This window comes from Candidatus Manganitrophus noduliformans (assembly GCF_012184425.1).
GTDB lineage: Bacteria > Nitrospirota > Nitrospiria > SBBL01 > Manganitrophaceae > Manganitrophus > Manganitrophus noduliformans.
On record NZ_VTOW01000001.1, the window covers coordinates 1,017,396 to 1,030,658 of the forward strand.

Sequence of the window (13,263 nt, forward strand, 5' to 3'; positions counted from 1 at the left end):
TCCCTCCGTCCGGTCTGAAGCGGAGGAAGAGAGGTGACCGGCGAGGCGGACGGGGAGGAAAAGCGACGGGGGTGCGTCGCATGCCGCCTCGCCGGTCGGCGGGAACCGATCTTGTTAAGCGGCGTCCAGCGTCACGAAGAGGGTGTTTCCCCCGCGGTGGACGAGGAGAAGCGCGCTTTGCTCTTTTTTCAGCCCGGAGAGGGCCTTCTCATACTCACGGGTATTCCGGACCGCGGTTCGATTGACCTCCAGGATCACGTCGCCCGCTCTGAGTCCGGCCTCTTCCGCGAGACTTCCGGCCTCGACCCGGCTGATAACAACCCCCTGGAGCCCCTTGGGAAGATTCATCTCCCTCGCGGCCTCCGGGGTGAGATTCCGGACCTGCGCTCCTTTCAGAGCGCTTGTTTCCGCCTCCTCTCCTCCTCCGGCCTGGGCGACCTCTTGCGGCTGCTCGCCGAGGGAGAGCTCGATCTCCTTCTCTTTTTTATCTCTGAAGAGGGTCAGCCGGATTTTTTCCCCGACCGGCGCGCCGGCGACCCACTTTCGAAGCTGGGCGGTGTTCTCAACCTCTTTTCCGTCGATTCCGAGAACGATGTCGCCCCGCTCGATCCCGGCCGCTTCGGCGGGGCTGTCGGGGAGGACGTCGCTGACGAGGGCCCCCTTGGATTCTTTGAGGCCGAACTCTTTGGCCAACTGCGGGGTGACCTCCTGAATCGAGACCCCCAGCCAGCCGCGGGTCACCTTGCCGGTTCGAACCAGACTCTCTTTGATCGATTTCGCCATTTCGCTCGGCACCGCAAAGCCGATCCCCATGTAGCCGCCGGTGCGGCTGAAGATCGCGGTGTTGATTCCGACCAGTTCGCCCCGCCGGTTGACGAGGGCTCCGCCGGAGTTGCCGGGGTTGATGGCGGCGTCGGTTTGGATGAAGTCTTCATAATCGGCGATGCCGACATTGGCGCGGCCGACCGCCGAGACGATTCCCATGGTGACCGTCTGGTTTAGACCGAACGGGTTGCCGATCGCCAAAACGTACTCTCCCACCTGGAGCTGATCGGAGTCGCCCCACGGGACGGTCGGTAGATTCTCGGCGTCGATCTTCACAATGGCCAGATCGCTCTTCGGATCGCTGCCGATCACCTTCCCTTTGAATTCCCGCTTATCGCCCAGGAGAACCTCCACCTCGTCGGCATTCGCGACCACATGGTTATTGGTGATGATGATGCCGCTTGGATCGACGATCACGCCGGAGCCGAGCCCCTGCGATCGCCGCTGTCGCGGAGGGCCTTGCCGCTCAAACGGCCGGTCTCCGAAGAATCGTCTGAAAAAGGGATCGTTGAAGGGGTCGTCATCTTCCCGGCCTTTGACGACCCGCGTCGTGGAAATATTGACCACCGCCGGCGTGACCCGCTTTGCAATGTCGATGAAGAGATCGTCGGGCGGAACGGCGACCTGCAGCGGCGCACCCTCCCGATGGACCTCGACCGCTTGGCCGAGGGAGAAGAGACCGAGATGAGAGGTGAGAAGACTCCCGAGGATCAAACCGAAGAGAAGGAGCGAAGTTGAAACGAAAAATTTCCTGCCTTTCATAATAAAAGAAACCTCCCGATAAAAATGAATGATCGAAACGTCACTATCGTAACGATGACTTTAAATCATTCAGGTTAAGAGAGGATTAATTGAAGATTAAAAAACTCTAATCGTTGCGGAGCGGAAAGCGGAGGGTAAAAAGGGTCCCCAGACCGGGGGTGCTGTCGACTTGGATCGTTCCGCTGTGTGCGTGAACGATCCACCGGCAGATCGAGAGCCCGAGCCCGCTCCCTTTCGGATGGATCTCGCGGGCGGAATCGGAGCGATAGAAGCGGTCGAAGATCTTGGAGAGGTCTTCTTTCGGAATGCCGATCCCGGTGTCGGAGACGGTGACCCGCGCGTGGCCTCCCTCCCGGGAGAGGGTGACGACGATTCTCCCTTCCGGCGGGGTATAACGAATGGCGTTTTCGACGAGGTTGAGGAGAAGCTCCCGCAGCCGGTCGGGATCGCCTGTGATCGTCGCCTCTTCCCGGCAGTCGAAGCGGAGCGAAAGCGCTTTCTCCTTGGCGAGAAGCTCCATCTGCGCGAGGGTTTCCTTAAAGAGCGGGGCGAGCGCCACCGGTTTCCTCTCCAGCCGGGCTTCGCCGAGATCGGCCTTCGAGAGGAGGAAGAGCTCCTCGACGATTCGCGAGATCCGGTCGATCTCTTCCAGCGAGCTGGCGAGGGTCTCCTGATATTCTTCCATCGACCGGGCCTGGCGGAGCGCCAGCTCGGTCTCCCCCTTGAGGATCGTCAAGGGGGTTCGAAGCTCATGGGAGGCATCGGCGGAGAACTGGCGGAGGCGCTGAATCGACTCTTCCAGTTGCGCGATCATGGCGTTGAACGTCTCGGCCAGCCGGGAGAGCTCGTCCTGGCCCGCATGGACCGGGATCCGGCGGGAGAGGTCGCCCGCCGTGATCCGACGCGCCACCTGCGCCATCGCATCGACCGGCTGGAGCGCCCGAAGGGTGAGGAGCCATCCGCCGGCCACCGCCAGGAGGAGCGTGGCGGGGAAGAGAAAGAGGAGGATCAGTCGAAGCCGCTTCAGCACCTTTTCCAAGTTTCGAAGCGAGCCGCCGACCTGGAGAATGTTGACCAACCGCCCGTTTTGAATCACCGGATAGGTGACCCATCGAATCTTCCCCCGATCGGGATCGAAGAAGGTCTCATAAGTAAATTTCCCCTGGAGGGCGTTGTTGAGGGCCACTTCCGTCAAGGGATAAGTCCGTTTGGAGAGGTTGCGCGACCGGGCGCCGAAGCGGCCGCGGGGATCGAAGAGCTGAAAGAAATTGCTGGTGGGATCGGGGTTGTCGAGCTGTTGCAGGAGGGCCTCGATGTCGAGCTCCGGAAGGGGGGGGCTGCGGTCGAGGGAGGCGCGCGCCAGGGCTTCCGCGGTGGAGCGAAGCGAGACGTCGAAATCGGAATGAAGATTTCTCGACAGATAAACGAAGAGGAGCAGTCCGACGAAAAGGAAGACCACCCCCAGGGTGGTGCCGTACCAGAGGGCGAGCCGTCCCCGGATCGAGGCGGGCCAGCCCCATCGATTGAGTTCAGGCTTTGAGGACATAGCCGACCCCCCGGACGGTCTGGATCAAGGGGCGCTTGAAGCCGCGGTCCACCTTGTTCCGAAGGTAATTGACGTAGACATCGATGACATTGGTGAAGGTATCGAAGTGGATGTCCCAAACATGCTCCGAGATCATCGATCGGGTGAGGACCCGGTTCGGATTTCTCAGGAAGTATTCGAGAAGGGCGTACTCCTTGGTGGTCAATTCGATCTTCTGTCCCGCGCGTCGGACCTCGTGCGTCACCGGGTCAAGGGTGAGGTCGTCGGCCTGGAGCAGCGGCGCCGTCACCCCTCCCCGTCGCAGCAGCGCGCGGACGCGGGCGAGAAACTCCTCGATCGCAAACGGTTTGACGAGATAATCATCGGCGCCGAGGTCGAGTCCTTTCACCCGGTCGCCGACCGCCGTCCGGGCGGTGAGGATGAGGACCGGAACCTTGAGCCCCTTCTGCCGCAGCCACTGCAGAACCTCCAGCCCCCCTTTTTTCGGGAGGGTCAGATCGAGAAAGATCATATCGTATGGAACCACCTCGATCTGATCGATGGCCGCTTCCCCGTCCCCGACCACATCGACGGCATAACTTTCCTCCTCAAGCGCCCGTCGGACGAATCGGGCGACCTTCTCCTCATCCTCCACGACTAAAAAACGCATAGGGGTGAGTATAACACATCTTATTTTGCGTTGAAACGGCGGGCCGAGGAGCCGCCCGGTCGGCCGGTTCCGGGAAGATGACTGCGCAAGATTTTGGGGTTGTATTCCGCCGAAGAGTTCATTATATTGAGGCCGTTTGTCGGAGTCGATCGCCTGGGCGCGATGAAAGGAGGAAGCGGTGTGTCGATTGTTGAGCTTGTTCTTGTTCGTCTGGATGGGGATGGTCTCCCCCGCCTTTGCGGGGGGATTCGAAAAACGCGGCGGCGAAGCGACCCTCGATTTGACCTTTCAGGATGAAGAGGATATCGGAACGTTCATCTCCGTGAATGGATCGGTTTTGTTTATCTTGGCCGGCGGTTACTTCGAGATCGGGCCGGTTTATTCATACGCCCGTATTGAAGGGGATGATGGGTCCTTTTTCGACGGTTATGGTTTCGGACCTCGCGCGGAGATCAATTTTCTGCCGGATCTTTCGGCGACGCCGTTTATCACCGGTTCGTTCCTTTTCTTGGGCGGGGATTTGGGCGATGTATTCGATGATGAGGTGTCGGTCGGGGCTGGGATTAAGATCTTCATCGGCGATTCTGCAGCGCTTCGGATTACCGGAAGCCGGATCACCCGTTCAGGCGAGCCGGGATTAGAGGATCAAGAAGCAACGTTGATCACCGCCGGCTTCTCTGTTTTTCTTGGGAATTGATAGAGAAAAAATCGATTACTGAAGCGATTCAAACCGTGTCCATCCCTTGCCGCCGTCTTCCGTTTTAAAAAGCCCGCTCCCGGTGCCGATGTAGATCACCTCGGGTCGGTTCGGATCGAGGGCGATCGCCCGGACCTCCTGTTCGCTAAGCTTCTCCCATCCCCCCTTCTCGTCTCGACTCGCATAAAGGCCGCGGTTGGTTCCGGCGTAGAGGGAGGGCTGCGTTCCGGGCCGGACCGCGACCGAGAGGACAAAGGGATCTGGAATCTTCCGGTCAATCCATCGCTCTCCGCCGTCTCGACTTTCATAAAGGCCCTGCGCCGTTGCGGTGAAGAGCCGGCCCGGTGTGGCGGGATCGAAAGCAAAGGCATTGACGCCGAGCGCCATCGCATGTTCGCGCTCCCTTTCGATGATCCCGTTGTTCGAGGGGGTCCAGCGTTGTCCCCCGTTGCTGCTTTTATAAACCCCGCCGCTGGTGCCGGCATAAACGAGGGAGGGATTTTGGGGATCGACCGCCATGCAGACGACGAAGACGCTGTTGAGTCCGGTGCTGATCCGCTCCCACATCACGCCGTTATCGACGCTCTTGTAGCTTCCCATGGTTGTCCCGGCGTATAAGATGTGTGGATTTTTCTGGTCGATCACGACGGCGTTGACGACCGAGACATAATCCCGCATCCCGGCGTTGATCAAGAGCCAGCTCCTTCCGGCATCGGTGCTTCGATAAACCCCGTCCGAGAAGGTGCCGACGTAGAGGATGGAGGGGAGGGCCGGGCTGATCGCGATGGAGAGGACCGGAAAGGTCCCAAGCCCCCCCTCGATCCGGTTCCAGAGAGTCCCGCCGTCGACTGTTTTATAGAGCCCTTTTTCGGAGGAAAGGTAAATGACCTCGGGCCGGGTCGGATGGATCGCAATCGAGTAGATCGTGCCGACCCCCTTTTGGCAGCCGGCCATTAAGAAAAAAGAGAGGAGTAAGAGGGCGATTGCCGATCGGGGATTTCGGATTGCGGATTGAAGAGCGAAAAGATTTTTTCTTTTAATCCGCAGTCCCCAATCCGAAATCCGCAATGCCTCTACTCTGTCATTTTGCTGAGGCCGGTCCAGGTGCCGAACCATTTGTTCCCCTGCGCGTCGAAGGCAATCGAGAAGACATTGTTGTCTTGGAGGCCGTCGGCGGTGGTGTAGGTCCGCCATGACTGACCGTCGAATCGGGAGACGCCGCGGTCGGTCCCGGCCCAGAGAATTCCTTTGGAGTCGATCTCCAGCGCGTGAACGAAATTTCCGCCGATCGTCCCGCTGCCGGCGGTGTAGGTTGTCCAGCGCTTCCCGTCGAATCGGGAGAGCCCCGCCCCCCACGTGCCGACCCAAACTTGATTTTCCCGGTCGACGGCGATGTCGAGGACGAAATTGGGATTCGCGGTTTGGTTCTCTTTGCTTCCTCGGCCGTGATGGCCCTCCTCGTACGATTCATCCTTCGGTCGTGCGATGGCGGGGGGACCGATCTCCGCCCCCAGACCGTCGCGATGGGTGAAACCGGTCCAGTTCTTTCCGTCGAAGCGGTTGATTCCCCCTTCGGTCCCGAACCAGAAATTTCCGTCGCGGTCCTTCGCGATGGCATAGACCCACTTGTCGAGGAGACCGTCCGCTTCGTTATACGTTTTAAAGGTTTTTCCGTCGAAGCGGCTGACCCCGTCCCAGGTGGCGATCCAGGCGGTGCCGTCCGGATCGAAATAGATATCATACACCCAGAGATCGCCCAACCCGCTGCCGGCGGGATAAATCGTCCAGGCGGCGTCATAAGTGATCCGACCGCCGCCATACGGTGTGTAGGTGACCCACTCCCTCCCGTCGAATCGGGAAAGGCCGCCGCCGTAAGTGCCGACCCATTTTCTTCCTTGCCGATCGACCGCGACCTTATAGATTCCTTTAGCGAGGAGGCCCTGCGTCGATCGAACAGTGAAGATTTCGTGGCGATCGGGGGTGCGGGTGTCGTATCGGATCAGACCGCTCGCCAGACCGAGCCAGAGATCATCCCCCTCGAATGCGAGGCTCTTCACATTCGCGCCGGTCTCAAAATTGACGAAGCGGGGAGGGAGAGCCGGCGGAGCCGTCGAAGCAGGGGGCGCAACGGGGGCGGGCTGGGAACAGGCCGTGAGAAGAAGGGTAAGGAAAATGAAAGAAAGTCGCATTTTCAATGCGTCATCGGCTCCGTTTTTGTTGACAAACAAAAAAGTTGGTAGTATTCTACAAAAACATTGCTCGAATAACAAGCACGTTGCGCTTGTTTTTCAGGGCGAACGTCGGGCGGATAGCTCAGTTGGCAGAGCGTCGGCCTTACAAGCCGAAGGTCACAGGTTCAATCCCTGTTCCGCCTACCACTTCGGGTGGGGAGGTCGGGATTGATCGTTGAGACGCAATAAAAAACCGGTTCAGGCGTCGCTCCATCAAAATTTGGAAAGGTCCTGGGGGGCCGTAGTTCAGCTGGTTAGAACGCCGGCCTGTCACGCCGGAAGTCGCGAGTTCGATCCTCGTCGGCCCCGCCACCTCGCTGTTATGGAAAAGCGGCAGGCCTCCCCATCATGATTGAAATTCTTTCCGCCCATCCCGAAGGTGGGCGCGCTTATCGAAGGGAGAACCCACTGTTTTGCCTCTGAGCGCAGGTTCACAAGTTTCTATTTTTGATCTGGTTCTTTCCGCAGGTATTGTCGCAAAGATTGTCCTTCTTCTCCTCCTTATCGCTTCGATCGTAACCTGGGCGATTATCCTGTACAAGTGGATGACCCTTCGAAAAGCCGACGCCGAGAACCGGCGATTTTTAGTCCTCTTCTCGAAAATCGACGACCTGCTTGAGATCCAACAGAAGGCCCTCCAACGGAATGAGGGTCCGATGGTGATGATCTATCAGGCGGCGATCGACAAAATGCGCCCCTACCTTGAGAAGGACGGGGAAAATGCTCCCCCCGCCATCGATGGAAACCGCCCGATGCTCTTGACCAGCCTTCAGCGCACCCTGAGGAGCGGTGTGCAAGACGAAATGGCCCATCAAGAACGCTACCTTCATTTTCTCGCAACCGTCGGGAACACCGCCCCCTTCGTCGGACTGTTCGGAACCGTCTGGGGGATCATTAACGCCTTTCAGGAGATCGGCCGGCAGGGGAACGCCAACATTGCGTCGGTCGCCCCGGGCATTTCCGAGGCGCTCGTCGCCACGGCGGCCGGCCTTTTTGTGGCGATTCCGGCGGTGATGGCTTATAATATCTTCATAAATAAAATCCAAAAAATGGAAGTTCAGTTGGAAGTCTTTGCGGCGGAGATCACCTCCCTGGTGGAAGAGAAGCTGTTTAGCCTGCAGAGCAGCCGGAAGGTGAGATAGTTTCCTTCCGAATCTCGAAACCGTGAAGAAGAGGATCCTTCAACGGGAAGCGGAATACGGCAAGCGGCTGAGCCGGGTGCCCTTCTATAAAAGAATGCGCAAGAGAGAATACCAGAGAGAATACCGATGATGTCTTCGTCGACAGGCCGCCAGAGAAGATTGCTGGCCGAGATCAATATTATCCCCCTGGTCGATGTCGTTCTCGTCTTGCTCATCATCTTTATGGTGGCCGCCCCGCTCCTTTACCGAGGGATGGACATCAAGCTGCCGCAGGCGGCGACGAACACGATCAAGCCGGAAGAGCGAAAAGTTCTGACGATCGAAAAGAACCAAGCCATTTATTTAGATAAGGAAGAAGTCGGATTGGCCCGTTTGGAGGGAAGGCTTCAGGCGCTGAAAGGGAACTCTCCGGAGGTGTCGATCTATCTTCGTGCCGATCGGGAGGTTCCCTATGGTACAGTTGTCCAAGTGATGGATTTGATCAAACGCGCCGGAATCGACAAGCTCGGTATTGTGACGGAACCGCTTCAGCAAGATTCTCCTTCCCGTTAGACTCATGTGAGGCCCCATCGCGCGCTTTTATCCATTGTGCCAGTGTGATGAAAAGCGCACGGCGCGCAAGGACAAAGGCCTTCTCCGCCAGAACCTAAGATCACCTCCCTTTTAAGGGCGGGTGAACGAGCGGAATCGGGGGCGCATCCCCCGATTCGCCGTTCGCGATCAATTTGAAGCAGCGTCATCGTCCCGCAGGTGTTCCCGGTGATCGACGTTGCGACCGCATCGGCTGTTTTTCAGGGGATTGAATGGGTGGATCGATGTCAGCCGTCCGTTGGAATTCGGACTGGATCTCCGGGAATGGGGCGATCCTTCGCCGCGCGGAGGGTCTTTCCAAAATGATGGTCCTCTCTTTGGTCCTTCATGTCGCGTTTTTTTCCTTTGCATTGTATGGGCGATCTTTTTTGGGATTCTCCCCCTCGGCATTCCAGAGCTATCAGGTGACGTTGGTTTCCCCGTCGCCCGCGCCGTCGATGCCGTCTGTCGCTCCCGCGCCGCGCGCGCCGGCGCCGGCGACCCCTGTTTCACGGCCTCCTTCTCCGCCCCCAACCCCGCCGGTGGTCGCATCAAAGCCGCTTTCTTCAAAGGGGGTTCCCCCGGTCAAAGAAGATCCGGAGCGATTGCAAGACTGGTGGAAAAAAAAAGCAGGATCAATTAAAATGCCGACGGTTCAAAAACCGAAAAACGATCCGGCCCTTCCGGCGCCGGCACAAACGGTGAAACGACCCATGGCTACCCCCGCTCCCGCGGAAACAAACCCGACGGCGCCTCCGGAAGAGATCTCCTCGCCGGCGCATCCCGCCGCGCCGTCCACTTCCGGGCCGGGCGGCGCGCCGAGCCAGGAGGCGAGCAATCCGTCGCTCGTTGCGAGCGGAAGCGCCTCGCTCAATACATCCTTATTTAAATATCCTTATTACCTCAAAAGCCTCGAGAACAAAATCAGCGGGCAATGGTCCCCGCCGCCGGTCCTCCTCGATGAACAGATCGTCGACGCGATTGTCCAGTTCAACGTCACCCGGAGGGGGTCGATCGAATCGGTTGAAATCGAAAAGAGCTCCGGCAACATCCAATTTGATCTGGCCGCCATGCGGGCGGTCAAGAATTCGAATCCGCTCCCGCCGCTTCCAGAGGGGCTTTCGGAGGACCCGTTGAAGGTCCATTTCAGTTTCACCCTCCAGAGGGGATCATAGGCGTGCGGGTCAGGATTTTCGTTTTACTTCTTTTAGGATTTTTTGCGGCGGCGGGGGGAAGCGATGCGGCCGATGTCTTCATCGGGACGACCCGCTCCGGCTACGAGAAAATTCCTTTGATGATCGTTCCGTTTCAGGGGGAGGGTTCGAGCGCCGAGCAGGTCTTGCTGGCCGAGACCGTCCTTCGGGCCGATCTGGAGCGATCGCAATTCTTCACGATCGTCGAGCGAAGCAAGGTGGCTTCCGCCACAGGAAAGACCGGCGCGCCGGAAGCGACCCTCATCGCGGATGCCGGGAAAGCGGGCGTGCAGGTCTTGGCCTGGGCCAAATTGATCCCCAAAGGGGACGATTGGGCCCTGGAGAGTTACGCCTATGAGACCGCCAAGGGGGAGCAGGTGGTCGCGGTGCGAATGATCGGCGATCGGAAATCGGTCCGGATGATGGCCCATCGCTTCGCGGATAAACTCGTCTCCCACTTCACGGGGGAACCGGGGATCGCTCAGACAAAGATCGCCTACATTTCGGATATCACCGGCAAGAAAGAGGTCTATTTGATGGATTACGACGGCGCCAATGAAATGCGGATCACCGCCGATCGAAACATCGTTATCTCTCCCCGCTGGTCGTCCGATGCCGGGCAGATCGCCTACACTTCTTACCGGGAGGGGAATCCCGATATCTACTTTCTTGACCTCGGAACCGGGCGGCGGCAGCGGATGGTTTCCTTCCCGGGGCTCAATATCTCGGCCGCCTGGTCGCCGAAGGGGGACCGGGTCGCCTTCGCGACGACGAAAGACGGCAATGCGGAAATTTACACCATGCGGCCGGACGGCACCGAATTAAAACGGATCACCTTCAATACGGCGGATGACCTCTCTCCCTCCTGGTCTCCGACCGGAAGGCAGATCGCATTTACCTCCGACCGGGGGGGAACCCCTCAAGTGTATGTGATGGATGCCGACGGATCGAACGCCCGCCGCCTGACGTTCAACGGGAACTACAATACTTCTGCGTCGTGGTCACCGAAAGGGGATTGGATCGCTTACGCCTGCCGGAACGAAGAGAGATGGCTGAAGATTTGTATCGACAGCGTCGACGGTCAGCAATCGATGCGGCTGACCGAAAGCGGATCATGGGATGATGAATCTCCCTCCTGGGCCCTCAATGGGAGAGATTTGACCTTTACATCGAATCGAACCGGGAAAAATCAGATCTACACGATCCATGCGGACGGAACCGGATTGATCCGCCTGACCTCGAACGGGGCGAGCAACACCGCCCCGGCCTGGTCGCCAAGGTAAGTAAAGAAGCGTTCGGAACGAGGAATGCGGAATTGAGGGGATTTCGACCCCGCATTCTCTGCTTCGAACGCATTCGAAATCGTTCACGGAGGAAAATAAATGAGAAGAAGTCTCTCAACCTTTGCAGCGCTGGTTATCTTATTCTCATCGGTTGTGTTGATCGGGTGTCCTAAAAAGGTCCCCTCGACCGAAGGGTCGGCCGGGCTTTCGAGGGAGCGGTCAGGAACGGGAGATCAGGGGGAGCCGGGATCGGACGCCCGGTCGCTTCCTCCCCCTCCGACGGAAGAGCGGCTCGACCCGCTGGCAAAAGAGGCGCCGATGCCGGAGGAGACGCCGTCCGGCGGGGCCGAAGGAGGAGAGGGGGTCGCCTCGCTTCGGGATGTCTTCTTCGAATTTGATCAGTGGGTGATCGGGCCGGAGTCGAGAAATCTTTTGGAGGCCGATGCCGAATGGCTGGCGGCCCATCCGGAGGCGAAGATTCAGATCGAAGGACATGCCGATGAGCGGGGGACCGAAGAGTACAACCTGGCCCTCGGTGAGCGGCGGGCCAAGTCGGTGATGAACTTTCTGGTTAATCTGGGGGTCAGCCCCTCCCGGCTCTCTTCGATCAGCTACGGCGAGGAAAAACCCTTCTGCAGCGAACGGTCGGAGAGTTGTTATGAGCGGAACCGCCGGGCCCATTTTGTAATCGCCCCGCGATAAATCGATTGATCTATGGAGCCGTCGTGAACGGGAGGAGGAATGTGATGCGTTATTCCGTATTTTTGCTGGCGGGAATGATCTTGCTTCAGGGATGCGGATATTCTCTCCGAATGGTCGATGTCGCCGAGGAGAATCGCGAGCTTCGCAGCAAACAGGAGACGGAAGCGCTGGTTCTCCAACTCGACGGTCAAATGAAGGAAGTGCAAGCGCAGGTGGCGAAGCTTCAGGCCGAGTTAAAGCAGACCCGGGAGGAGAGCCGAAAGGCCGTCGCCGACATTCAAAAACGACGGGCCGATATGGATGTCCGTTTTGATGAGAGCGACATTCAGCTTCGAATGGTTCAGGGGCGGCTGGAGCGGGAGGAGCGCCGGCGCGCCGACCTCCTCCAGCAGGTCGACAACGCCGCCTTCCGCTTGAACGAGCAGGAAAAAAAGTGGGAGGGCTTTCAAAAAAACCTCCAGGCGCAGATCGAAGAGATGAAGAAGGTCCATGCCGTTTTTCAGAAGCATTCCGAAGATCAGGAGAAACGGCTCGAAGAGATGACGGGGCAGATCGGCCGACTGGCGCAGGAGATCCCCTCCTCCCTCACCGCCCAGGCGGCGCAGCTCGACGAGTTGGGCCGGCAAATCCAGCGGGTGAGCCGGGATGGAGACGTCGAGCAGCTGGGTAAAAGCTTGGCCGATCTCTCCAGCGCGCTGAACATGCTTGGCGAGAAGATCACGGCCAAGGTCGATGAACAGGAAAAACTGTTGAACAAAACAACCAAACGGCTCCAGGCGCTGGAGTCGAAGCTGGCGCCGAAGGGAAAGAAATCGTCGGTTCAGGAAGAGACGCCGCCCGGAGCGAGTCCCGGAGAAGCCGGTGAAACGGTCAACGCCGCCTGGCATGAGTAAATGGTTTTAATCGGGGGTTTTCGGCTGATCCTTGTTCGATAGGGAGGGCCGTTGGACGACGGGGCGATCGGAAGGATGCGCGATCGCGCGAACCCGTCCGGGTAACATCAAGGAGACAAAAAGAGTTCGGGTCGCAACACAATCGGTCATCAGTTTGTCATAGGAGGGTCCTTTAATGAAAATGAGATCAGGTTTTTGGGTGTTGGTTGGAGTCGGTCTGCTGTTGGCGCAAGCAGGATGCGGGAAAAAAGTCACCCCCACGTCGGGCACGGCGGCATTGAGCGAGGAGAATGCCTCTTCAAGCCTTCCTTCGGGAGGGGTGACGGAGGAAGGAATTCGGGAAGAGCGGGTTCAGAGCGATTCCATGGCGATGCAGGACGGAGCGGGTGATCCGATGGCGGCGTCCGCGGCTGAGGAGGCCGGCGAGCTGCTCGATGTTTTCTTTGAATACGACCAGGCGATCTTGAAGGAAGAATCGAAGATGAATCTGCAAAAGAACGCCCAGCGTCTGATGACCGAAAGGGTGAAGATTCGAATCGAGGGACACGCCGATGAGCGGGGGACCGAGGAGTACAATCTGGCGCTCGGGGAGCGGCGGGCCCAAGCGGTGAAGCGCTTCTTGACCGCGCTCGGCGTCGATAAGAACCGGATCAACACGATCAGCTTCGGCGAAGAGCGGCCGTTCTGCAAAGAGCCGAGCGAGAACTGCTACAAAGAGAATCGCCGGGCCCATTTTGTGTTGACGCCATAAACATGTCACGGAGGAGACG

The 13,263-nt window shown here is 58.6% G+C and carries 13 protein-coding genes and 2 tRNA genes; 10 read left to right on the plus strand and 5 right to left on the minus strand.

Features of this window, described 5'->3' with window-relative positions:
• Positions 1 to 114: 114 nt before the first annotated feature.
• From MNODULE_RS05020 to MNODULE_RS05030, 3 genes are all read right to left on the minus strand, one after another.
• Positions 115 to 1,587: a DegQ family serine endoprotease gene (locus tag MNODULE_RS05020; RefSeq protein ID WP_168058359.1), complete on the minus strand. Its 1,473-nt coding sequence runs from the start codon at positions 1,585 to 1,587 to the stop codon at positions 115 to 117.
• Between the two features lie 106 nt (positions 1,588 to 1,693).
• Positions 1,694 to 3,133, minus strand: coding sequence for a sensor histidine kinase (locus tag MNODULE_RS05025; RefSeq protein WP_168058360.1), 1,440 nt, complete (start codon positions 3,131 to 3,133; stop codon positions 1,694 to 1,696).
• The gene (locus MNODULE_RS05030; RefSeq protein ID WP_168058361.1) at positions 3,117 to 3,782 is read right to left on the minus strand and encodes a response regulator transcription factor; all 666 of its coding nucleotides are present in this window, start codon (positions 3,780 to 3,782) and stop codon (positions 3,117 to 3,119) included. Before MNODULE_RS05030 ends, MNODULE_RS05025 begins: the two co-directional genes overlap by 17 nt.
• A gap of 178 nt (positions 3,783 to 3,960) precedes the next feature.
• On the opposite strand from MNODULE_RS05030, the gene MNODULE_RS05035 reads away from it, so the two are divergent.
• Positions 3,961 to 4,479, plus strand: a complete 519-nt coding sequence (locus MNODULE_RS05035) for a hypothetical protein (RefSeq protein ID WP_168058362.1) — start codon at positions 3,961 to 3,963, stop codon at positions 4,477 to 4,479.
• A gap of 15 nt (positions 4,480 to 4,494) precedes the next feature.
• Here the strand turns inward: MNODULE_RS05035 and MNODULE_RS05040 are convergent, their stop codons facing one another.
• Complete coding sequence (locus tag MNODULE_RS05040; RefSeq protein ID WP_168058363.1) at positions 4,495 to 5,595, minus strand: WD40/YVTN/BNR-like repeat-containing protein; 1,101 nt, start codon at positions 5,593 to 5,595, stop codon at positions 4,495 to 4,497.
• Positions 5,553 to 6,668 carry a ligand-binding sensor domain-containing protein gene (locus MNODULE_RS05045; RefSeq protein ID WP_168058364.1) on the minus strand — a complete coding sequence of 372 codons (1,116 nt, stop codon included), beginning with the start codon at positions 6,666 to 6,668 and terminating at the stop codon, positions 5,553 to 5,555. The genes MNODULE_RS05040 and MNODULE_RS05045 overlap by 43 nt, the downstream gene beginning before the upstream one ends.
• A gap of 113 nt (positions 6,669 to 6,781) precedes the next feature.
• Between MNODULE_RS05045 and MNODULE_RS05050 the strand changes: the two genes are divergently transcribed.
• From MNODULE_RS05050 to pal (MNODULE_RS05090), 9 genes are all read left to right on the plus strand, one after another.
• A tRNA-Val gene (locus MNODULE_RS05050) sits at positions 6,782 to 6,857 on the plus strand.
• Between the two features lie 88 nt (positions 6,858 to 6,945).
• Positions 6,946 to 7,022: transfer RNA gene (locus MNODULE_RS05055), tRNA-Asp, on the plus strand.
• Positions 7,023 to 7,123: 101 nt separating this feature from the next.
• Positions 7,124 to 7,852, plus strand: coding sequence for a protein TolQ (tolQ, locus tag MNODULE_RS25015; protein WP_168058365.1), 729 nt, complete (start codon positions 7,124 to 7,126; stop codon positions 7,850 to 7,852).
• A 126-nt stretch (positions 7,853 to 7,978) separates the two neighbouring features.
• Positions 7,979 to 8,404, plus strand: coding sequence for an ExbD/TolR family protein (locus tag MNODULE_RS05065; protein WP_238339214.1), 426 nt, complete (start codon positions 7,979 to 7,981; stop codon positions 8,402 to 8,404).
• Positions 8,405 to 8,655: 251 nt separating this feature from the next.
• Positions 8,656 to 9,597 carry an energy transducer TonB gene (locus MNODULE_RS05070; protein ID WP_168058366.1) on the plus strand — a complete coding sequence of 314 codons (942 nt, stop codon included), beginning with the start codon at positions 8,656 to 8,658 and terminating at the stop codon, positions 9,595 to 9,597.
• A gap of 2 nt (positions 9,598 to 9,599) precedes the next feature.
• Positions 9,600 to 10,898 carry a Tol-Pal system beta propeller repeat protein TolB gene (gene tolB, locus MNODULE_RS05075; RefSeq protein WP_168058367.1) on the plus strand — a complete coding sequence of 433 codons (1,299 nt, stop codon included), beginning with the start codon at positions 9,600 to 9,602 and terminating at the stop codon, positions 10,896 to 10,898.
• A gap of 99 nt (positions 10,899 to 10,997) precedes the next feature.
• A complete protein-coding gene (gene pal, locus MNODULE_RS05080; protein WP_168058368.1) occupies positions 10,998 to 11,600 on the plus strand; it encodes a peptidoglycan-associated lipoprotein Pal in 603 nt (200 codons plus the stop codon).
• Between the two features lie 44 nt (positions 11,601 to 11,644).
• Entirely contained in the window at positions 11,645 to 12,493 is an 849-nt protein-coding gene (locus MNODULE_RS05085; protein WP_168058369.1) for a hypothetical protein, read from the plus strand.
• A gap of 175 nt (positions 12,494 to 12,668) precedes the next feature.
• Complete coding sequence (gene pal / locus MNODULE_RS05090; RefSeq protein WP_168058370.1) at positions 12,669 to 13,244, plus strand: peptidoglycan-associated lipoprotein Pal; 576 nt, start codon at positions 12,669 to 12,671, stop codon at positions 13,242 to 13,244.
• The last annotated feature ends 19 nt before the right edge of the window (positions 13,245 to 13,263 follow it).